The organism is Devosia sp. A449 (assembly GCF_054489375.1).
Window position 1 is genome coordinate 191,054 of sequence record NZ_JBTMWU010000006.1, and the last position, 20,831, is coordinate 211,884.

At 62.8% G+C, this 20,831-nt stretch carries 18 protein-coding genes; 6 read left to right on the forward strand and 12 right to left on the reverse strand.

The annotated features are described in order from the left end of the window. Nucleotides 1-56 precede the first annotated feature (56 nt). From ACX3OW_RS16765 to ACX3OW_RS16785, 5 genes are all read left to right on the forward strand, one after another. Complete coding sequence (locus ACX3OW_RS16765) at nucleotides 57-1,445, forward strand: aminotransferase-like domain-containing protein (RefSeq protein ID WP_459096935.1); 1,389 nt, start codon at nucleotides 57-59, stop codon at nucleotides 1,443-1,445. A gap of 128 nt (nucleotides 1,446-1,573) precedes the next feature. Continuing rightward, nucleotides 1,574-2,668 carry a microcin C ABC transporter permease YejB gene (locus ACX3OW_RS16770; protein ID WP_459096936.1) on the forward strand — a complete coding sequence of 365 codons (1,095 nt, stop codon included), beginning with the start codon at nucleotides 1,574-1,576 and terminating at the stop codon, nucleotides 2,666-2,668. Then, nucleotides 2,665-3,765: an ABC transporter permease gene (locus ACX3OW_RS16775; protein ID WP_459096937.1), complete on the forward strand. Its 1,101-nt coding sequence runs from the start codon at nucleotides 2,665-2,667 to the stop codon at nucleotides 3,763-3,765. Before ACX3OW_RS16770 ends, ACX3OW_RS16775 begins: the two co-directional genes overlap by 4 nt. Then, nucleotides 3,762-5,384, forward strand: a complete 1,623-nt coding sequence (locus ACX3OW_RS16780) for an ABC transporter ATP-binding protein (protein WP_459096938.1) — start codon at nucleotides 3,762-3,764, stop codon at nucleotides 5,382-5,384. The genes ACX3OW_RS16775 and ACX3OW_RS16780 overlap by 4 nt, the downstream gene beginning before the upstream one ends. Before the next feature lie 33 nt (nucleotides 5,385-5,417). Further along, complete coding sequence (locus ACX3OW_RS16785) at nucleotides 5,418-7,277, forward strand: extracellular solute-binding protein (RefSeq protein ID WP_459096939.1); 1,860 nt, start codon at nucleotides 5,418-5,420, stop codon at nucleotides 7,275-7,277. Between the two features lie 112 nt (nucleotides 7,278-7,389). On the opposite strand, the gene ACX3OW_RS16790 is transcribed toward ACX3OW_RS16785, so the two are convergent. The 9 genes from ACX3OW_RS16790 to hemP are packed head-to-tail and all read right to left on the reverse strand — an operon-like array spanning nucleotide 7,390 to nucleotide 14,007. Beyond that, complete coding sequence (locus ACX3OW_RS16790; protein WP_459096940.1) at nucleotides 7,390-8,382, reverse strand: energy transducer TonB family protein; 993 nt, start codon at nucleotides 8,380-8,382, stop codon at nucleotides 7,390-7,392. Further along, nucleotides 8,382-8,831, reverse strand: coding sequence for an ExbD/TolR family protein (locus ACX3OW_RS16795; protein WP_459096941.1), 450 nt, complete (start codon nucleotides 8,829-8,831; stop codon nucleotides 8,382-8,384). Before ACX3OW_RS16795 ends, ACX3OW_RS16790 begins: the two co-directional genes overlap by 1 nt. Beyond that, a complete protein-coding gene (tolQ, locus tag ACX3OW_RS16800) occupies nucleotides 8,831-9,517 on the reverse strand; it encodes a protein TolQ (RefSeq protein ID WP_459096942.1) in 687 nt (228 codons plus the stop codon). The genes ACX3OW_RS16795 and tolQ overlap by 1 nt, the downstream gene beginning before the upstream one ends. A 2-nt stretch (nucleotides 9,518-9,519) precedes the next feature. Then, nucleotides 9,520-9,945, reverse strand: a complete 426-nt coding sequence (locus ACX3OW_RS16805; protein WP_459096943.1) for a hypothetical protein — start codon at nucleotides 9,943-9,945, stop codon at nucleotides 9,520-9,522. Then, on the reverse strand, nucleotides 9,945-10,769 hold the full coding sequence (locus tag ACX3OW_RS16810) for a heme ABC transporter ATP-binding protein (protein ID WP_459096944.1): 825 nt from the start codon (nucleotides 10,767-10,769) through the stop codon (nucleotides 9,945-9,947). The genes ACX3OW_RS16805 and ACX3OW_RS16810 overlap by 1 nt, the downstream gene beginning before the upstream one ends. 4 nt (nucleotides 10,770-10,773) lie before the next feature. Next, nucleotides 10,774-11,877 carry a FecCD family ABC transporter permease gene (locus tag ACX3OW_RS16815; protein WP_459096945.1) on the reverse strand — a complete coding sequence of 368 codons (1,104 nt, stop codon included), beginning with the start codon at nucleotides 11,875-11,877 and terminating at the stop codon, nucleotides 10,774-10,776. Nucleotides 11,878-11,888: 11 nt separating this feature from the next. Then, the gene (locus ACX3OW_RS16820) at nucleotides 11,889-12,767 is read right to left on the reverse strand and encodes a heme/hemin ABC transporter substrate-binding protein (RefSeq protein ID WP_459096946.1); all 879 of its coding nucleotides are present in this window, start codon (nucleotides 12,765-12,767) and stop codon (nucleotides 11,889-11,891) included. A gap of 7 nt (nucleotides 12,768-12,774) precedes the next feature. Beyond that, a complete protein-coding gene (locus ACX3OW_RS16825) occupies nucleotides 12,775-13,830 on the reverse strand; it encodes a hemin-degrading factor (protein WP_459096947.1) in 1,056 nt (351 codons plus the stop codon). A 9-nt stretch (nucleotides 13,831-13,839) separates the two neighbouring features. Continuing rightward, nucleotides 13,840-14,007: a hemin uptake protein HemP gene (gene hemP, locus ACX3OW_RS16830; protein ID WP_459096948.1), complete on the reverse strand. Its 168-nt coding sequence runs from the start codon at nucleotides 14,005-14,007 to the stop codon at nucleotides 13,840-13,842. A 193-nt stretch (nucleotides 14,008-14,200) separates the two neighbouring features. Here hemP and ACX3OW_RS16835 point away from each other — a divergent pair, with 193 nt between their 5' ends. Further along, entirely contained in the window at nucleotides 14,201-16,396 is a 2,196-nt protein-coding gene (locus tag ACX3OW_RS16835) for a TonB-dependent receptor domain-containing protein (protein WP_459096949.1), read from the forward strand. 60 nt (nucleotides 16,397-16,456) lie between these two features. Here the strand turns inward: ACX3OW_RS16835 and ACX3OW_RS16840 are convergent, their stop codons facing one another. Genes ACX3OW_RS16840 through ACX3OW_RS16850 form a run of 3 tightly spaced genes read right to left on the reverse strand, consistent with a single transcriptional unit; the run spans nucleotide 16,457 to nucleotide 20,732 of the window. Continuing rightward, nucleotides 16,457-17,353: a CehA/McbA family metallohydrolase gene (locus ACX3OW_RS16840; RefSeq protein ID WP_459096950.1), complete on the reverse strand. Its 897-nt coding sequence runs from the start codon at nucleotides 17,351-17,353 to the stop codon at nucleotides 16,457-16,459. 9 nt (nucleotides 17,354-17,362) lie between these two features. Further along, a complete protein-coding gene (locus ACX3OW_RS16845) occupies nucleotides 17,363-19,129 on the reverse strand; it encodes an ABC transporter ATP-binding protein (protein ID WP_459096951.1) in 1,767 nt (588 codons plus the stop codon). A gap of 58 nt (nucleotides 19,130-19,187) precedes the next feature. After that, a complete protein-coding gene (locus ACX3OW_RS16850) occupies nucleotides 19,188-20,732 on the reverse strand; it encodes an ABC transporter substrate-binding protein (RefSeq protein WP_459096952.1) in 1,545 nt (514 codons plus the stop codon). Between the last annotated feature and the right edge of the window lie 99 nt (nucleotides 20,733-20,831).

A 20,831-nucleotide genomic window follows, 5' to 3' on the forward strand; every position in this document is an offset into this window, starting at 1 on the left:
CCAGTTACAGTGCGATACAGTTCTGCCGAACTGTTATGGCCTTGAGGACAGCACGGATGGAAACGACGCGCGTTGGACAGGTGATGCGCACGATCAAGCAGCGGATCGCCGGGCGCAGCCTGACCGCCGGCGCCAAGCTACCATCGGTGCGCGCTTTGGCCAAAACCATGCAGGTATCGGTCTCGACAGTGGTGGATGCCTATAATCGCCTGGTGGCCGAAGGCGTGATCCTGTCCCGCCCCGGCTCCGGCTTTTACGCCGCCCAGCATACCGCGCCGCTCGCTTTGTCGGCCGTTGGACCGAAACTCGACCGTACACTCGATCCGTTCTGGGTGTCCCGCCAGTCGCTGGAAGCCGATGCCGGCGCGCTCAAGCCTGGTTGCGGCTGGTTGCCGCCCAGTTTGCTGCCGGAGGATGGTCTGCGCCGCGCCCTGCGCACGCTCGCGCGCGGCAACAGCCAGGTGCTTACCGAGTATGACACGCCGCTTGGGTTGCCACCGCTGCGCCAACTGATCGCCCTGCGCATGGCCGAACGCGGAGTGGAAGCGTCACCCGATCAAATCATGCTGACGGAAAGCGGCACCCAGGCCATCGATATGCTGTGCCGGTTTCTGCTCGAGCCGGGCGACACGGTGTTGATTGATGATCCGTGCTACTTCAACTTCCAGGCGCTGCTGCGCGCCCACCGCGCCCACATCGTCAGTGTGCCCTATGCTCCCAACGGCCCGGATCTTGCCTTGTTCGCGGCGGCTTTGGCCGAACACAAGCCGCGGCTCTACATCACCAATGCAGGCATCCACAATCCGACCGCCGCAACGCTGTCGCCGGTCGTCGCGCATCGCGTGCTGAAACTGGCCGACCAGCACGGGCTGACCATCATCGAGGACGACATATTCGCCGATTTCGAGCACAGCCCGGCTCCACGTCTGGCCGCTTTCGATGGGCTGGATCGCGTCATTCACATCGGCAGTTTTTCCAAGACGCTATCGGCAGCGGCACGATGCGGGTTCATTGCGGCCAAGCCCGACTGGATCGAGGGCCTGATCGACCTCAAGATCGCCACCACATTCGGCGGCGGGCGGCTCAATGCCGAGCTGGTGCTGAGCGTGCTCAGCGATGGGGGCTATCGCAAGCACATGGACGGATTGCGCAGCCGTCTGGCGCAGGCGCGGTTCGACATCGGGGGCAAGCTGAGGAATATCGGCATCATCCCTTGGCTCGAACCGCAAGCCGGCATGTTCTTGTGGTGCCGCCTGCCCGATGACCTCGATGCTGCGGCCATCGCCCGGGCAGCGCTGGCAGAAAAAATCGTCCTCGCGCCGGGCAACGCCTTCAGCCTCGCCCAGACCGCGACCAGTTATCTACGCTTCAACGTGTCTCAAAGCGACGACGAGCGCGTGTTCGCCGTGCTGCGTTTAGCACTGGGGGCCCAGAGCAATGGATGAGCATAGCGACGCCCGTCGCCTTGCCAAGCCGTCGCGGAAGTGCTGCATTGGCCGCGACAGTCTCATTGCCTGATGGCAGGGTGAGCGCGCATGATGGGCTAAGCTAGGCCAGGGTTACCGGAGCAGGAATGGGCGCCTATATTTTTCGCCGTTTCTTGCTGATGATTCCGACAGTGTTCGGCATCATGGCGATTTCGTTTCTCATCACGCAGTTTGCGCCGGGCGGCCCGGTCGAACAGGCGCTGGCCAATATGTCCGGCCAGAGCGGCGGGATCATGGAACGGGTCACCGGCAGCGCGGGCGGCGATCTGGCGGCCCAGCAACCCCAGACCAAGACGTCCACCTATAGGGGCAGTCAGGGCCTGCCGCCCGAACTGGTGGCGCGCATCGAACAGCAATTCGGCTTCGACAAGCCGCCGCTCGAGCGCTTCTTTGGCATGTTGGGCAATTATCTGCGCTTCGATTTTGGCGACAGCTATTACCGCGACATTTCGGTGATCGACCTGATCAAGGAGAAAATGCCGGTCTCGATCTCGCTCGGGCTGTGGATGACGCTGCTGGCCTATGGCATTTCCATTCCGCTCGGCATCGCCAAGGCCAGGCGCGATGGGTCGCGCTTCGATGTCTGGACCTCCACCATCGTCATCATCGGCTATGCGGTGCCGGGGTTCCTCGTGGCCGTGGCGCTGGTGGTGTTGTTTGCCGGAGGCTCATTCTGGTCGGTTTTTCCGCTGCGCGGCCTGACCTCGCCGGGCTTTGAGAGCTTCCCCTGGTGGCGGCAGATCCTCGACTATTTCTGGCATCTGGTGCTGCCCATTATCTCCATGGGGTTGGGAGCCTTTGCCACGGCGACGCTGCTGACCAAGAATTCCTTCCTCGATGAAATCGGCAAGCAATATGTGGTGACCGCCCGCGCCAAGGGGCTGAGCGAGCCTCAGGTGCTGTATCGCCATGTGTTCCGCAACGCGATGATGCTGATCATTGCCGGCTTTCCCGGCGCCTTTATCGGCGCGTTCTTCGGCGGTTCGCTGCTCATCGAAACCATCTTTTCGCTCGATGGGCTGGGGCTGCTCGGCTTTCAGTCGGTGGTCAATCGCGACTATGCGGTGGTGCTGGCGACGCTCTATATCTTTTCGCTGCTCGGGCTGGTGATCGGGCTGATTTCCGACCTCGCCTATATGTGGGTTGATCCGCGCCTCGATTTTGAAAGCCGCAGCATATGAGTGCGGTGCTGTCGCCGCTCAATCGGCGCCGCCTCGCCAATTTCCGCGCCAACCGGCGCGGCTGGTGGAGCTTGTGGATATTCCTGGTGCTGTTCGTCGTCACATTGGGCGCCGAATTCATCGCCAATGACCGGCCGATCCTGGTCGCCTACCAAGGTGAACTGCTGGTGCCGGCGCTGGTGGATTACCCCGAGGCGAAATTCGGCGGCTTTTTCGCCACCACCAATTTCCGCGATCCGTTCATCGCCGAGGAAATCGCCGCCCATGGCTGGGCGCTGTGGCCGCCCATCCGCTTCAGCCATGGCACGGTGGACGGCAATATCGCCTATTCCGGCGCCAATCCGCCCAGCATGCTGCTGAGCCGCGAGCAGCTTTGCCAGCGCTATGCTCTGGGCGTGGCCGACCCGGACTGCAACGCCGGCAATTATCACTGGCTGGGCACCGATGATCGGGGCCGCGACGTGCTGGCCCGCCTCATCCACGGCTTTCGCATCTCCGTACTGTTCGGGCTGACGCTGACCATATTTTCCTCGTTCATCGGCGTGCTGGCGGGCGCGGTGCAGGGCTATTTTGGCGGCTGGATCGACCTGATCGCCCAACGGCTCATCGAAATCTGGACCTCGATACCGGCGCTCTATCTGCTGTTGATCATTTCCAGCGTCATCGCTCCCAGCTTCTGGGTCTTGCTGGGCATTCTGATGCTGTTTTCCTGGGTGAGTCTCGTGGGCATCGTGCGCGCCGAGTTTCTGCGCGCCCGCAATTTCGAATATGTCGCGGCGGCACGGGCGCTGGGGGTGTCCAATCCCGTCATCATGTGGCGGCATCTGCTGCCCAACGCGATGGTGGCGACGCTGACCTTCATGCCCTTCATTCTGTCGGGCTCGGTCGCCACCCTGACCTCGCTCGATTTTCTCGGCTTTGGCCTGCCGCCGGGCTCGCCCTCGCTCGGCGAATTGCTGGCGCAGGGCAAGAATAATCTGCAGGCGCCCTGGCTCGGCCTCACCGGCTTTTTCACCATTGCGCTGATGCTGACCCTGCTGGTGTTTATTGGCGAAGCGGTGCGCGACGCCTTCGACCCGCGAAAGACTTTTGCATGAGCGCGCCTTTGCTTTCAGTCCGTGACCTGTCGGTCCGCTTCGGCACTCATGCGGCGGTGCGCGGCATCAGCTTCGATATCGCGCCGGGCGAGACGCTGGCGCTGGTGGGCGAAAGCGGCTCGGGCAAGTCGGTCACGGCCCTGTCCACCCTGCGCCTGCTGCCGCCTTCGGCCCAGCTTTCGGGGGAGGTTCGCTTCGCCGGGCAGGATCTGGTGGCGGCCGGCGAGGCAGCGCTGCGCGGGGTGCGCGGCAATCAGGTCGGGATGATTTTCCAGGAGCCGATGAGTTCGCTCAATCCGGTTCACACCATTGGCCGGCAGGTCGCCGAAGTGCTGAGCCTGCACCAGGGCCTGCGCAAGACCGCCGCCCAGACGCGCGCCATCGCGCTGTTGCAGTCCGTAGGCATTCCCGACCCGGCCAGCCGGTTCCACGACTTTCCGCACCAGCTGTCGGGCGGACAGCGCCAGCGCGTCATGATTGCCATGGCGCTGGCCAATGACCCGAAATTGCTGATCGCCGACGAGCCGACCACGGCGCTGGACGTCACCGTGCAGGCGCAGATTCTGGCTCTGCTGAAGGCGCTGCAGCAGCAAAATGGCATGGCCTTGCTGTTCATTACCCATGACCTGTCCATCGTGCGGCGCATCGCCGACCGGGTTTGCGTCATGACCGAGGGCGAAATCGTCGAAAGCGGGCCGGTGGGCGAAATTTTCGCCAATCCGCAGCATGAATACACCAGGCATCTGCTTGCCGCCGCGCCACAAGGCTCTCCGCCGGAGCATGACGCTGCGGCCCCCAGCATTGTCGAAGCCAGCGACCTAAAAGTCTGGTTTCCGATCAAGCGCGGCTTGTTGCGCCGGGTGGTGGGGCATATCCACGCCGTCGACGGCGTTGATCTCAGCATCACCCAAGGCGAGACTCTGGGGGTGGTCGGCGAGAGCGGCTCGGGCAAGTCGTCGCTCGGCTATGCCCTGCTGCGGCTGATCCCGTCCACGGGCCGGATTGTGGTGCTGGGCCAGCAGGTGGACGGCCGCTCCTGGCAGGCGCTGCGCCCGTTGCGGCAACACATGCAAATCGTCTTCCAGGACCCCTTCGGCTCACTGAGCCCCCGCATGTCGGTGGGTGACATTGTCGGCGAAGGGCTGAAGGTGCATATGCCGCGCCTCACGGCGGCGCAGCGGGCCGAAAAGGTGACGGCGGTGCTGCGCGAAGTCGGGCTCGACGCCGCCATGTCAGCGCGCTATCCGCATGAATTTTCCGGCGGACAGCGCCAGCGCATCGCCATTGCCCGCGCCTTGGTGCTAGAGCCGCAATTCCTGGTGCTGGACGAGCCGACCTCGGCGCTCGACGTTTCCATCCAGGCCCAGATCATCGACCTGCTGCGCAACGTGCAGCAGCGGCGCGGCCTGACCTATCTGTTCATCAGCCATGATCTCAAAGTGGTGCGGGCCCTGGCGCATCGGCTGATCGTCATGCGGAACGGCAAGGTGGTTGAGGCTGGCCCCGCCGCCGACATCTTCGCTGCACCGCGCGAAGCCTATACGCGCCAATTGCTCGCCGCAGCCTTCGACCTCGCCACCGACGACACGGCATTGCCCCTGCCCCCGACAAGCGCATAACCTATGCCCACAGACCCCATGCGGAGCCGCACCATGACGCGTTCAACCATTTTGGCTTCCCTCATCGCCGCCGGCTTCCTCGCCATGGTGGCGCCCAGCCTGGCGCAGACGCCGACCGGGGTCTGGGTGCATGCGGATTCGCTGACCGAGAGCCCGAAATATCCCGAAGGCTTTACCCATTTTGACTATGTGAACCCCGACGCGCCCAAGAGCGGCACCGTGAGGCTGGGCGATCGTGGCGGCTTTGATACCTTCAACCCGATCCTGCCCAAGGGCGAAGCGGTGAGCGGGCTCGGGCTCGTCTATGAAACGCTGATGACCCCGTCGTTGGACGAGGTCAACACCAGCTATGGCCTGCTCGCCGAGGCGATGAAGGTGGCCGATGACTATGGCGCGGTGACCTTTCACATGGACCCCGACGCCCACTGGCATGACGGCGAGCCCGTAACCGCCGAGGACGTGGTCTGGTCCTTCGACAAGGTCGTCGAAATCAGCCCGGTCTATGCGCAATATTACACCAACATCACCAGCGCGGTGGTGACGGCGCCGGGCGAGGTGACCTTCACCTTCGACCAGACCGGCAATCGCGAATTGCCGCATATCCTGGGACAATTGCTCGTCCTGCCCCAGCATTGGTGGGAGGGCGAGACGGCCGATGGCAAACAGCGCGATATCGGCAAATCGACGCTCGAAGCACCGCTGGGCTCTGGCCCCTATCGCCTGGCCAGTTTCGATGCCGGCCGCACCGTGACCTATGAACGGGTTGCCGATTATTGGGGCGCCACGCACCCGACCCAGGTGGGCACCAATAATTTCGAAACGTTCAAATACGAATATTTCCTCGATGAATCAGTGTGGTTCGAGGCCTTCAAGGGCGACCAGTTCGACTGGTGGAGCGAATATACCGCCCGTCGTTGGGCCACGGGTTTCGACTTTCCCGCCGTGGCTGATGGCCGGGTGATCCGCGAAGAATTCCCGCAGGATTACAATGGCAGCGGGCAGATGACCGGCTTCATTCCCAATCTGCGCCGGGAAAAATTCCAGGACGAAAAGCTGCGTCAGGCGTTGAACCTCGTCTTCGATTTCGAGGAACTCAACAACACCGTCTTCTACAACCAGTATCAGCGCATCAACAGCTACTTCTATGGCCTGCCCTTCGCCGCCTCCGGCTTGCCGGCAGGCGAGGAGTTAGCCGTGCTGGAAAGTGTGCGCGATCTGGTGCCAGCGACGGTGTTCACCGAGGTTTACACCAACCCGGTCAATGGCGATCCGGGCAAGCTGCGCGCCAATCTGCGCAGCGCGCTGAACCTGCTGACCGAGGCGGGCTATCGCCTCGACGGCAATCGGCTGGTCGATGTCAATGGCACCCAGCTCAGCATAGAACTGCTGATGCACCAGACCACGCTGGAGCCCATCGCGCAGAATTTGGCCACCAATCTGCGCCAGATCGGCGTCGAACTCAGCATCCGCATGGTCGACACGCCGCAATATATCAACAGGCTGCGCAGTTTCGACTATGACATGATCTATGGCAGCTGGACCCAGTCCTTCTCCCCCGGCAACGAGCAGCGCTTCTTCTTTGGCTCAGGCAGCGTCGGTGAGGAGGGCTCGCGCAATTATGCCGGCATCGCCGACAAGGGCATCGATGCGCTAATCGACAAGCTGATCGTGGCCGATGATCGGGAAACCCAGCTCGCCATCACGACGGCGCTCGACCGGGTGCTGCTGCATCACCATTACGTGGTGCCCGGCTATGCGCTGACCTATTCCCGCATCGCCCATTGGAACCGCTTCAGCCACCCGGAAACGCTGCCCCAATTTTCCAACGGCTTTCCCACCATCTGGTGGTGGGACGCGGACAAGGCGGCCCAGACCAGCGGCGCGGGGCAATAGGGTCCCACCCCGATCAAGCCGCCGCAGGCAGGCGGAAGGCAATAGGCCGACAGCAGAAAGTTCTGGCAGCGACACACTTCGATTTCTTCAGCGGCGGGTGGCGGCGAGGACGCTAGCCACCAAATGCCAGTGGGACATCGAACGTCCATGACGATCGATTGGCCGCAGCTGGAATGGCTGGGAAGGGCGCTGCCCGGCCGACGGTGGCGAGGCCTGCCTGGTCCAGGGCGCTGTTGCCTGATGAACGGGCGATGCTCACTTCCGCCACCTGTCCATTGGCGAGAACGGTGAAGCGCACGACGACTTCGCCGCGCTGGCTATTATTACTGCGCAACGCGCGGCGCAGCTTGCGCAGGACGTCGCCGGGATAGCGGGCAATTTCGGCGTCGCCACCATTGCCCTGATCTGCCTGCTGGGCGGTGCTCCCGGCGGAAGCAGCCGCGTCTGCATTGCTGGCGCCACCATTGCCTGCCGTATTGGGGGGAGGCGTTGCCGCTTGACGCGGCACTTGTTGTTGCGACTGGGGATTGGTCGGTTTGCTGGGGCGCACAAAGCTTAGCGTCTGGGGAATGGGCGCTTGCTTGAGGTCTTCGCTGCTGACCGCTTCGATGGTCTCGGACGGCGAGGCCGTTATTGGCTGGCTGGCGAGGCTGTTGAGGGCGGTGGATGTAAGCACGGCAACGTCCGTTATGGCCTCCAATGGCATCTGCGGCTCAGGTGGCGGCTCTGCCACATCCGGCAAGGGAGCTTCAACTGGCTCGACACTGTCCGGCTTCATTGCTTCAATGGCGGGCTCATTTATCGGCTGCTGCGTCTCGGGGGGCAGCGGGGCGATGGCTTCGGTGATGGGCTCGATCGCATCGGGTTTGATCGGTTCGATAGGGGGCGGCGTTGTCGCCGCTGCCCCGGCAGAAACGAGATCCAGCGTTGAATCGCTCTGGACCAGAGAGGTTGCATTGGCCGAAACCGAGGACATGGTCACGATGCTGACACTGACGGATTCTGCTGCTGGGGCGTCGTCCGGTTCCGGCCAGGAAAAGCCGACAAAGGCGGCGCCGATGACAGCCACATGAACCAGCACCGAGCCGGATAACGCGCGTTGCATTATTCGGCCTGCTTCCGCTCGGTAATCAGCCCGATCTGGCCATAGCCAGCGGCCGACAACGCCCCCATCACTTCCATGATGGCCCCATAAGCCGCAGTCGCATCGCCGCGCACATAGAGGCGTTCGTCAGTTCCCTGCACGGCCAGCGAAGCTACTGCGGGCACCAGCGCCGCCAGCGTCACCGGCTCATTGTCGATGGAGATGGCGCCGTCAGGGGTTACCGTCACGGTGATCGGCTTACGCTCCAACGGCATGGCCTGGGCCTGGGTTTGCGGCAGGTTTACCGGCACACCCATGGTCATCAGCGGCGCCGCGACCATGAAGACGATCAACAGCACCAGCATGACGTCGACCATAGGCGTCACGTTGATATCGCTGATCGCGCCATTGCGGTCCCTGCCCCGGCCGCGACCCCGCGCGCGCTTCGCTCCGCCAGCGGACATGCCCATCAGGCTTTCCCGGCGTCGAGCTGGCGCGACAACATTGCGACCAGCCGGTCGGCGAAGGCTTCCAGCCGGCCGATCAGCTTGCCCGCTTCGGCGTTGAGCTTGTTATAGGCGATGACGGCCGGAATCGCGGCCAGCAGACCCAAAGCCGTGGCCAGCAGCGCCTCGGCAATGCCGGGCGCCACCACGGCAAGACTGGTATTTTCCGCCGAGGCAATGGCGGTGAAGGCGTTCATGATGCCCCAGACCGTGCCGAACAGGCCGACGAAGGGGCCGGCACTGCCAATGGTCGCCAGAAAGCCCAGGCGCTTTTCCAGCGCACTGCTCTGTTCGTTGACCGCCAGGTCTAGCGCGATTTCCAGCCGCATCTGCAACCCGCCAGCGGCTGTCGCCTGCTCGGCATGGCTTCTGTCCCACTCATCCATGGCCGCAAGAAAAACAGCGGAGAGCCCGCTGGCATCCTTCCCGGCATAGTCGCCGCGCAGGTCCGCCAAGGACTTGCCGGAGGCAAAAGCCCGGTCAAATGCCACCATGTCGCGGCGGGCCCTGGCATAAGTCGAGACGCGATTGGCAATGATCGCCCAACACCAGATCGAGGCCACGAGCAGGGCAATCATGATCGATTTCACCACCCAGTCGGCCTGCATGAACAGGGCGAACATGGAAAAGTCGTGCGTTGGAGTGTCCATGGTCAGATACCGAACGCAATATCGAGGCGCGTGCTGGTCTCGAGCGCATCAAGGCAAATCGAAGCGGGCGCGATCTCTCCCTCGCAGGCGCTGATGTCATTGACGAGGATGCGGCCAAGCCCGTCGCATTGCAGGCCCGCCAGCTGGAACTGCAGCACTTTTGTCTTGCCGTTGCTGAGGTCCTTGAAGTCGAGCGTCACGATGCGGTCAATGCTCCCGGCGACATCGAAGAGGGCCAGCTCAACTGCGGCCCGGTCCAGCTGCCCACCCAGTTGATTGGTGGCGAGGAAGCTGACGCGACATCCGGCCTCGGCGGGCTGGAGCGCGTTGAGTTCGAGAGCGAATTTGGGCGCCGCAACGTCCTGTGCAGCAGCGGATGAACAAAGAAGGGCGAGGCCCAACAGGGTGGCGAAGGGGCGTGTGGTCATCAGGCAACCTTGGTGATGGGATTTGACGCGCCAAGGCGGTCAACGGATTGCGGCAGCACGAAGGGGATGCTGGCAGGTGGAAGGGCGTCAACGCGGAGTTGGCAATCGAAAACCTCGGCGATGAGGTCGTCGGTCAGCACGTGCTGCGGCGTACCGAAGCCGGCCACCTGACCGTCGCGCAATGCCAGAATGGTGTCGGCATACATCGCCGCGAGGTTAAGATCATGCAGGATGGCAATGACGCCACCGCCGGAATCGGCGTAGCGGCGGGCCACATCCATGATCATCAACTGGTGTTTTACGTCGAGGCTGGAGACAGGCTCATCGAGGAACAGGTAGCGCGGCACGCCATCCAGCACGGGCATCCAGACCTGGCACAAGACCCGCGCCAACTGCACCCGTTGCTGTTCGCCGCCCGAAATCTCGCCGTAGTAACGGCCACCAAATCCTGCCAGATCAACGGCAGCCAGGGCCATTTCCGGAATGCGTTTCGCCATGCCCAGCGGCACGCCGGAACGCCCTGCCGTCATCCCCATAGCCACCACTTCGTGCACGGTGAAAGGAAACGGCAAATTGCTCGATTGCGGCAGCACAGCACGCAATGTCGCTGCCTGCATGGTGTTCATCTCGGCGAGGTCCTGACCGTTGATGCTCACCGCGCCGGTATAGGAAATATCCCGGCAGATTGCCTTCATCAGTGTCGATTTGCCCGAGCCATTCGGACCGATCACTGCCGTGATAGCGCCGGGTCTGGCCGAGAAGGAAACATCGCGCAGTATCAGCCGATTGCCCAGACTGACCGCGAGCGATTGCACATTGATCATGGTTTCACCAAGCAAAGGCCGCGCGCTTGCGCAGCAGGATCCAGAGGAAAAACGGACCGCCGAAAGCCGCGGTTACAATGCCGATGGGCAGTTCCGCCGGGGCAACGATGAGCCGGCTGATGGCATCGGCCATCAGCAGAAAGGACGCGCCCAGCAGCGCCGTCGCTGGCAGCAGATAGCGGTGATTGGGCCCGATGATCAGCCGCAGCAGATGGGGCACGACGATGCCGACAAAACCGATGCCGCCGCTGACGGCGACCGAAGCGCCGGTGGCACCGGCCACGGCGACGATGGTCATCAGCTTGAACCGTTGCACCGGTACGCCAAGATGGGCGGCTGTGGCCTCACCCAACGTCAGGGCATTGAGCCCCTTGGCTAGAAAGCCAGCCGCAATCAGCGAACCGACAATGATGGGACCGGATGCGGCCACCTTGGTCCAATTGGAACCCGATAGGGAGCCCAGGCTCCAGAAGGTCAGGTCGCGCAACTGGCTATCGGTCGCAACATAGACCATGACGCCAGTGGCGGCGCCCGCCAGCGCCGCAATGGCGATACCGGCCAGCAGCATGGTGGCGATTGCGGTCTGCCCGCTGCGCGTGGCGACGCTGTAGAGCACAAATGTCGTGACCAGCCCGCCCGCAAACGAGGCGATCTGGAGGCTGTAAATGCCCAGCAACGCCGTGAGCGGGGCCAGCATGGTCGTGCCCAACACGATGATGCTGACCGCGCCAAGCCCAGCCCCGGCTGACACACCCACGAGGCCCGGATCGGCCAAGGGGTTGCGAAACAGGCCTTGCATCAACAGGCCGGAAACAGCCAGGCCAGCCCCGACCAGCGAGCCCAGCAGCATGCGCGGCAGGCGGATATTGTAGATGACGGCATGGTCCCGCAGCGCCTGCTCGGCATGCTCCGGCACGATGCCGAACCAACTGCCAATGATGGCCCATGCCGAGGCGCCTGAGGCTCCGGTGGTCATCGACACGACCACCATCACCAGCAACAGCACGGTCAGGACGACGATGGCGAGACGCCCAAGATTGCTGCGATCCCCCTCGGCCCGTTCAGCCGAGGCAGGATTTTCGCCGGACATTGTAGCTGCACTCGCCATGCGTCCGCTTCCTAGTTTGCGCCGTAGAGCAGGTCGGCGACCTCGTCGGCCGCAGCCGCCGTGCGCGGACCAAAGCCAAGCAGATAGGCGCCCTCCAGACGGTAAAAGGCATCATTCTGGCCCGCGGGGGTCAGCGCGATGGCGGGATTGGCCTTGAGATCGGCATCGCTGGCGCTGTGGTCGCCGCCGCGATCCATCATCAGGATGACGTCGGGAGCCGCATCGATGATCGCTTCCTCGGTCAGCGCCTTGTAGCCGGCAAATTCGTCGATGGCGTTGACCGCCCCAGCCAGCGCGATGATGCCGTCGGCGGCAGTCCCCGTACCCGAAGCCTGAATCTTTCCGCCTTCAGCCGACAGAATAAACAGGATGCGCTTGGGCGCGGCGACCGCAGCGGTGCGGGCCGCAAGATCGACGAACTGCTGTTCGGTAGCGCCGGCGAGTGCTTCGGCCTTGTCCTCAGCCCCAAGCGCCTGCCCCACGGCGCGGATCTTGAGCAGAACGCCCTCGGCCGAATAGCTCTCGGGCACGGTCTGGTATTCCACCCCCGCCTGGCTCAGCACGCCGAGCGCCTCGGGCGGCCCGCTGCCTTCGATGACCAGCAGCGCCGACGGGCTGACCGACAGCACGCCCTCGGGCGCCAATTGGCGCATATAGCCCACATCTGGCAGTGCCAGCGCCGCCTCGGGATAGAGCGCTGTCTGGTCGCGGGCGACGAGTTTGCCCTCTTCGTTCAGCGCGTAGATGATTTCGGTGAGCGAGCCACCGATGGAAACCAGTCGCGAGGTGTCGGTGAATTCGTGCAAATCCTGCGCCGCGACGCCGGACAGACCGAAGGTAAGCGTCAGAAAAGTCGCGCGCGCCAGGCGGCGGATGGGAAGAACGTGCATGGTGGCCTCAGGCTGCATTGGACTGGTTGTGGAGCGGCAGCTGTTCTACGGCAGTGCGCCAATCGGCCCGCTCGTCGGTCCCTTCCTGCCGCTTGCCAAAGAACTGGATAATCAGCTCGCGATTGCCGTCATAGACTTCGATCGAGGTGACGTGACCGTCACTGGTCGGCTTGCGCACTGCCCAAACCGAGGCGATGTGGTCGAGCCGGAGATGGAGATGGAAGGTGTCGTCCATGACGTTGATCCATGGCCCCATCGGCTTGATATTGGTGACCGGGCCAGCATGGATCTGGATGCAGCCATGATTACCGACAAAGGCCATAACCGGCAGGTCCGTGCCCGCAACGGCGGAGAACATCTGCTCCACGGCATTGGCATCGAGCTGCCAGGCAAGGTCCTCTCCCACCATTTCGAGGGCAGAGAGACGGTGCAGATTGAGCTTCTTGAGCAGACCGAAAAACTGGTGCGTATCGGTCATCGCCTGCCACTTGTCGCGCAGAGTGGCAACGTCAGCGGTTTCGCCAAGCGCCGGGACCGGCGGCAGTGGTGTGGTAATGATTGTGTCGACCTGCTCGGCGTGACGCAGATTTGTCACCAGCACCGACCAGGCTTCCAGATTGGTCGCCGGACGCGCATGCACCTTGTGCACGGCCTGGCCCTGTGCGTCGAAAAACTGCAACGAGCGTCGGATAGCGCCGTCCTCGCCGGACTTTTCCACCGCAAAGCCGAAGGCCCATTTCGACGGGAAAATGCGCAGATCGATCTGCTCACCCAGCACCATGGAAGCCATGGGACCGATGACGGCCTTCTCATAGGGACCGATCTTTTCGTGCACCGCGCTCTCGTTGCGGGTCAGCGCCATGACCTCACCGACCGCCGTCAGCCCGTTGAGCAGCAGCGTCAGATCGGGCTTTAGCCGGATGGCCGTGCGGCCCACTTCAGCGGCAACCAGATCGGCTTCCGAGATGGCGTGGATACGGGCAAAATCGCGCTCGCGCATTTGCGGATGCAGTGCGCGCAGGTGCCGTATCTCAGCAGCGGTCTTGGGTGTGGTTTTGTTCAATTTGAGCCCCTATTTCGTCAGGATAAGTTTGTCTTGGCGCGTGATGCGCAGGCGGTACTGCTCGCCGTTATGCAAAATGAGAACTTCGTTCTGGCCGTCGAAAAGCGCGGCACTCTCGACAATTCTGCGACCAGAAACCGGGCGGTAGTCGGGCGGAGGCTCAACGGCGGCAGGCATAATATTCCTTATTTATCAGTCTCATAGGAGAGGTCACAGCGGTGTACGCTTCCGTCCAAGAAAACTTGACTTTCATAGACAGCTTATTTATTCGACGCAATAGGTGATTTTAAGAGTCATGTTTTTGACTCGATCACAGCCAGCCAGCCAACCGCCAGCCAGCATCCCAAAAGACGAGAAACTGGAGTTTGAAATGGGGCTGGTAAAATCGCGTGCAGTCGCGCTGATGTGCGGCGTCGCGTTGGCGGCGGTTGCAGTGCAGGGTGCGTCGGCGCAATCGAGTGTCAACACCACCAATGTGACGCTGCTGGAGCGCTTGGTTATTGGTCTGGGCGGCAAGCCCAAAGTGGCAATCGATACGCCGCAGGCCGTCACGGTGGTCAGCCAGGAGGATATCGACAGGCTTCAGGCCACGACCACAGGCGAAATCTTCGACAATGTGCCGGGCGTTACCATTGTCGGTAGCGACCGCCAGCTTGGCGAGGCCTTCAACATCCGCGGCATCGGCACGACGGAAAACTCGTCGGATGGCGCGCGCGTAATCGTCACCGTCGACGGAGCGCCCAAGTTCAACGAACAATACCGCATGGGCTCGTTCTTTTCCGATCCCGAACTCTACAAGCAGGTTGAAGTGCTACGCGGGCCGGCCTCATCGACGCTGTATGGCGCCGGTGCCATTGGCGGCGTGATCAACTTCACCACCAAGGATGCCTCGGACTTCATCGCCGATGGGGCCACCGGCGCCGTGCGCCTCAAGGAAACGCTGTCCAGCAATGGCCTGGGCACCGCGACGTCGGTGGTTCTGGCGCATCGCGCCAACGAAAACCTCGATATGCTGGCGACCGGAACCTGGCGCCGTTCACAGGATATCGACCTGGCTCAGGGTACCCCGCTCACCGGGTCCGCTCTCGATACGTGGAGTGGCCTCGTCAAGGGTACTGCCCGTTTTGGCGACAACAACGAACAGGTCCTGCGCGCATCCTATCAGCGCTGGTACAGCGAAGCCTTCGATCAGGCCTATGCCCAGACCGGCACTGGCGGCCAGGGTGGCCTGCTCGCGGGTCGCCCCGGCACCCCGCCCAGCACGCTAGGTGGCATGTTCGGCATTATCGATCGCAAGGTGACGGACCAGACGGCGGTGCTGTCCTATGAAAATCCGGATAGCGACAATCCCTGGGTCGATCTGAACGTCAACCTCTCCTGGTCCGACACGCAGAACAACCAGTATAACCATCGCAGTTCCGCTGGCGTGCCCACGCCCCAGACCGGCACCAACGTGCTTGCCGACACCGTCTATGGCTACCGGACGATCCAGCTCAAGGCCGACAATACGGTCGAATGGATCGGCGAGAACTTCGAGAACTATTTCACCTTCGGTCTGCAGACCAGCTCGATGGACCGTTCGGTGACGCGCGCCGCCACCGCCCTGCCCCTGCCGGCTCACCCGGAAGGCAATGAAGGCAAGCTCGGCCTGTTCGCCCAGGATGAATTGATCTTGAACGAGCAACTGACCCTGGTCGCCGGCTTGCGCGGCGATTTCCATTGGGTCAAGGCCACCACGGCCGGCATTCCGGAGATCAATGGCTCGGCCTTTTCACCCAAGCTCGCTGCCCATTACGAGATCAACGACACTATCGCTATCTTCGGCTCGCTGGCGCACACCGAGCGGCTGCCCACAATCGACGAGCTCTATTCGGTCGGCGATGCGGTCTTGCCGGCCGGGACAAGTCTTGGCAGCTCGGGCAAAATTGCCAGCCTTGATCTGCGCAAGGAACAGGCCAACACCATCGAAGGCGGCTTTGCCCTGAGCGGCTATGACCTGCTGCAGGATGGCGACACCGTGACCGTCAAAACCACCGGATTCTACAGCGACCTCACCGATCTCATCGCATCCACCGGAACCGCGCCCGTCTTTGGCAATCCCGCTCCGGCGTATTATGCCAACATCGCGGCCGCCCGCATCTATGGCGTGGAAATCGAAGGCGCCTACAACTCCGACAATATCTTCGCCAGCCTCGCTTACACCTTCACCGTCGGTGACGATCTGGTGAGCGGCAAGCCGCTCACCACCGTGCCGCAAAACAAGCTCGTTGCCACTTTGGGCGCTCGCAACACCGAGTGGAATCTCGAATATGGTGCCCGTGCGACCCTGGCAGCAGCCGGTGCCTACGCCATGACGCCGGCAGCCGGCGCCGATGGCTCGTCCGACGCCTACCAGACAGTCGACCTGTTCGCCTCGTGGAAGCCCGATGGCGGTCAGTTCAAGGGTCTTGAAGCGCAGTTCGCGGTGGAGAACATCTTCAACGCCGACTACCGCGAAAGCCTGTCCGCCGACCGCTCCAAGGGCCGCACTTTCAAGCTGACCCTGGCCAAGCAGTTCGACTACTAGGACACACAAAAAGGCCAGCAGCCCTCGGCTGCTGGCCTTTTACTTGGCGCCAGGTCTGGCCTATGCGGCGATGAACATGGGCTGGCCCCAGGCGCGTTTGCCTTGAACGTCGGTCACAACCAGCCGCAGCCAGGAGCCGGCGAAGGGCGCCAGATCGAATTTGGCCTCGACCAGAGCTTCGCCATGATGGGCCTGGGCCTTGGCGCCGTGCCCGGCGACCAAAATGCTCTGGGCCGCTGACGTGCGCACCAGCAGCGTGTCGCCATCACGGGTGACGGAGACGATCTCGGGGCCCTGGCTGGCATAGTACTGGCCGGCCTTGAGCGCGGCGAGCAACAGCTCGGGATCGTTGGCCTCGGCTTTCACCATCACCCAGCCACCAAAGCTATCATCGGATTTGAAGTGCGCGTCGTCCGCAGCAAAGCCGGTCAATCGGCGGCCCTCCTGCAGCAATTGGTCGAGCATAACCACCCCATCGGGGCGGGCCGACAAGCGCTCGCAGGTGTGGTTGTAGATTTCGACCGCATGAGCCGCATCCAGCGACAGACCATCCTCGGTGTTGAGGCCATACCATTGCGGGTGCGCCATGCCGACAAAGGCCCCGGCGTCGCGCGCCCGGCGGGCCAGTTCAGGACCAGTCTCGGTTTCGGCTGGAGCGGCAAAGCTGGCGGGCAGACCGACCGCCAATATGTGCCAGATATCGCCCAGATGGGTCGAGGGCGCGTGCAGCTCGGCGCCGATGATGGTGGTGAAGCCATCTGTGCGATAGGGCGCGGTGTCGGTCAGCGGGTAGCTGAACTGCGGCAGGAAGTGATCGGACACGCAGAGGAAGTCATAGCCGTTGGCCTGATAGCGGCGGCAAACTTCTTCTGGCGGCAAGGCACCGTCCGAACGGTTGGAATGGGTGTGCAGATTGCCGCGAAAGAAGCGACCGGGGGCAGCGAAAGTGTCGAGCATTGGTAATTCCTAAGCAGCGAGAACGAGATGGCCATCACCCAGATCGTCGTAACGCAGCGCCGGGGCCGCATAGTCGATTGGGTGAATAGGGGACGGCAGCGGCACGTTGGGCGGCACGCCCAGATTGTGCCGGCGCGGATCGGGATTGGGCACCGCTGACAGCAAGGCGCGGGTGTAGCTGTGTTGCGGATTCTGGAAGACGGCGGCACGCGGGCCGATCTCGACGATCTGGCCCATATACATAACGGCGACGCGGTGGCTCATGCGCTCGACCACCGCCATGTCGTGCGAGATGAAGAGATACGACATGCCCAGTTCGGCCTGTAGCTCGAGCAGAAGGTCGACGACCTGGGCCTGGATCGACACATCGAGCGCCGAGACGGGCTCATCAGCGACGATGAGCTTTGGCGACAGGGTTAGCGCCCGCGCGATGCAGAGGCGTTGCCGCTGACCGCCGGAGAATTCGTGCGGGTAGCGCTCCAGATGCTCTTCGGACAGCCCGACGCGGCGCAGCAGGCCGATGACGCGATCCTGAATGCCGCTGCCGGAATCGACATTGTGGATCAGCAACGGATCGGCGACCTGCTCGAACGCGGTCAGGCGCGGATCGAGCGCGGCATAGGGGTCCTGAAAAATGATCTGCATATCGCGGCGCTTTTCGCGCAGCTGTTCGGCCGGCAGGGTCAGAACGTTCTCGCCATCCAGCACCACCGATCCGGAATTGGGCTGCACCAGCCGCAACAGGCTGCGTCCGGTGGTGGATTTGCCGCAACCTGACTCGCCAACCAGCGCCAGAGTCTCCCCCGCAGCCAGCGAAAAGCTTACATCATTGACGGCGTGAACATTGGCCACGTGCCTGTTGAATATCCCCCGCCGCACCGGGAATTGCGTCACCAGATTGCGCACCTCAAGCAGCGGCCGAGTGGGCGCCGGCGCGTCGCCATGCGGACCCACTGTGCCGGCCATGGCGCCAAGTCGGGGCACAGCGGCCAGCAACTGGCGCGTATAGGCCTGCTGGGGCGAGGCAAACAGCGTCTGTACCGCCGCTTCCTCGACCTTGCGGCCGTGACGCATGACGACAACGCGGTCGGCGATCTCGGCCACCACGCCCATATCGTGGGTGATGAACAGCATCGCCATGCCCTCCTCGCGCGCCAGCACCCGCATCAGATGCAGGATCTGCGCCTGGATGGTCACGTCGAGGGCCGTGGTCGGCTCGTCGGCGATGAGCAGGCGCGGCGAGCAGGCCAGCGCCATGGCAATCACCACGCGCTGGCGCATGCCGCCGGACAGCTCATGCGGAAACTGGCGAAACCGCCTGGCCCCGTCGGGAATGCGGACTTTCTCGATCAGTTCCAGCGCCGCCTGGTCGGCTTGCGCCCGAGATACCGACCGATGGGCACGAACGGCCTCGGCGATCTGATCACCAATGGTGAAGACCGGATTGAGGCTGGTCATCGGCTCCTGAAAGATCATGGCGATCTCGTTGCCGCGGATTTCGCGTAACTGCGCGGTGCTCGCCTGGGCCAGATCAATGGTCGACCCATCGCGCCGCGTGAACTGCACACTGCCTTTGGCGAGCTTGCCACCATTATAGCCGGTGAGTCCCAGGATCGACATGGCGGTGACCGACTTGCCCGAGCCGGACTCGCCGACGATTGCCAGGCATTGCCCGGGCGCCACGTCGAAACTCAGCGCGTCGACGGCGGTGAATGGCCCCTTCTCCGTATCAAAGGTTACGGTCAGGTCCTTGAGACTGAGCAGTGGCTGGGTCACGGCAGAAACTCCGATGGGAGAATGGCCGGCAGGACAATCCCGCCGGCCAGGATTGGCATCAGTCGATCGACAGCGAACCGGCGCGGAAATCGAGCACATAGGGGATGTGGCCGGGCAGCGGCGCCCAGTTGACACCCTGGCGGACGCCATAGGCCTCATAGGGTTCGTAGAGCGGCAGAACCGGGGCTTCGTCCTTCACATAGGCCATGATCTCGACATAGGCGGCCTTGCGTTCCTCGATATCGGTCGAGTAGCGGAAGCGATCCCACAGGCCCTCATAGGCCTCGTTCGGCTGCCAGGTATTGCCGATGCGCGCGCCACCCGGCGCCCACATGGTGCCGTAGGAACCGGCCGGATCGGCGAAATACATCGGGTTGGACCAGTTGCGGGTTTCGACTTCCGACAGCTCGCCCCAGGCATTGGTGACGTTGAGCGTCATCTCGACACCCACGGCGGCCCACATCTCCTTGATGGCCTGCGCGGCCAGCAGACCATTGGTGTAATACACCGCGTCGGTGTCGAAGCGGATCGGGCTGCCGTCATAACCGGCTTCGGCCAGCAAGGCCTTGGCCTTTTCGGGGTCGTATTCGAAGGTGTCGAGCTCAGGCATATGGAGCTCGCCAAACTGGGAATAGCTGTGGCTGGAGGGAACCACGGCCTTGCCGAGCCACAGGGCTTCGTTGAGCAGATCGCGGTCGATGGCATAGCTCAGCGCCTGGCGAATGCGCTTGTCTTCGAGCTTGGGGTTCATCGCGTTGAAGATGACCACATGGAACAGCGGCGTCACCGCGCCTTCGACCCGTAGATTGGGATTGGATTCGATCACGCCGGCCTGATCGGGCGGGATATTGGTGATGATGTCGACTTCGCTATTGGCCAGAGCGGTTAGGCGCGTGGCCAGTTCGGAAATGCGGCGCATCTCGAAACCTTCGAGCGGAGCCTGCTCGCCGTAATAGTCGTCGAAGCGCTCGTAAACCAGGTTTTCGCCGGGCTGGAAGCTGGCGATGCGGTAGGGACCAGTGCCCATCGGCGCGAGGGCAAAGGCTTCAAAGTCGGCGATTTCGGCCACCGCCGGGTCGCCGGTGAGCCCCATGATATAGGCCTTGGGCACGATATAGCCCTGCTGGGTGTTGAGCAGGATTTCAAACAACGGCTCGGGCTTATGGGTGGTGAAGCGCACCTTGTAGGCGTCGAGCGCTTCTACCTTGGCGAAATTGCCGAAGAACTGGGTCTTGATCGACTGATATTCGGGCGTGAGGGCATCGATGATGCGGTGGAACGAGAACACCACGTCCTCAGCGGTCATTTCCGAACCATCGTGGAATTTGACGCCTTCACGCAAGGTGACTTCGAGCGTGGTGGGCGAGGTCTGCTCCCAGTCGGTGGCGAGACCAGGCGAAAACACCGCGCCAGCCTGGCTGTAGTCCTTCTGGATCAGCGGATCGAAGGCATTAACGTAGTTCTGCGAGCCAACATTGGAGTGGTCGCGGCCCGGGTCCACAAAGGAGGACATGTTCTGAGTGCCAACGGTCAGTTCGGCGGCGGCGAGACCGGTGCTGCCGAGCAGCAAGGCGGCGAGAGAGGCGATCAGGCGGGTTTTCATTTCCAACAATCCTGGGTTTTGAAGACAAGGCTCTCCCGCTCTGCGGCCATGCAGACTCTGAGAAGCGGGAAATTCGGGGGACGGCGGCGCGCGGCCGCC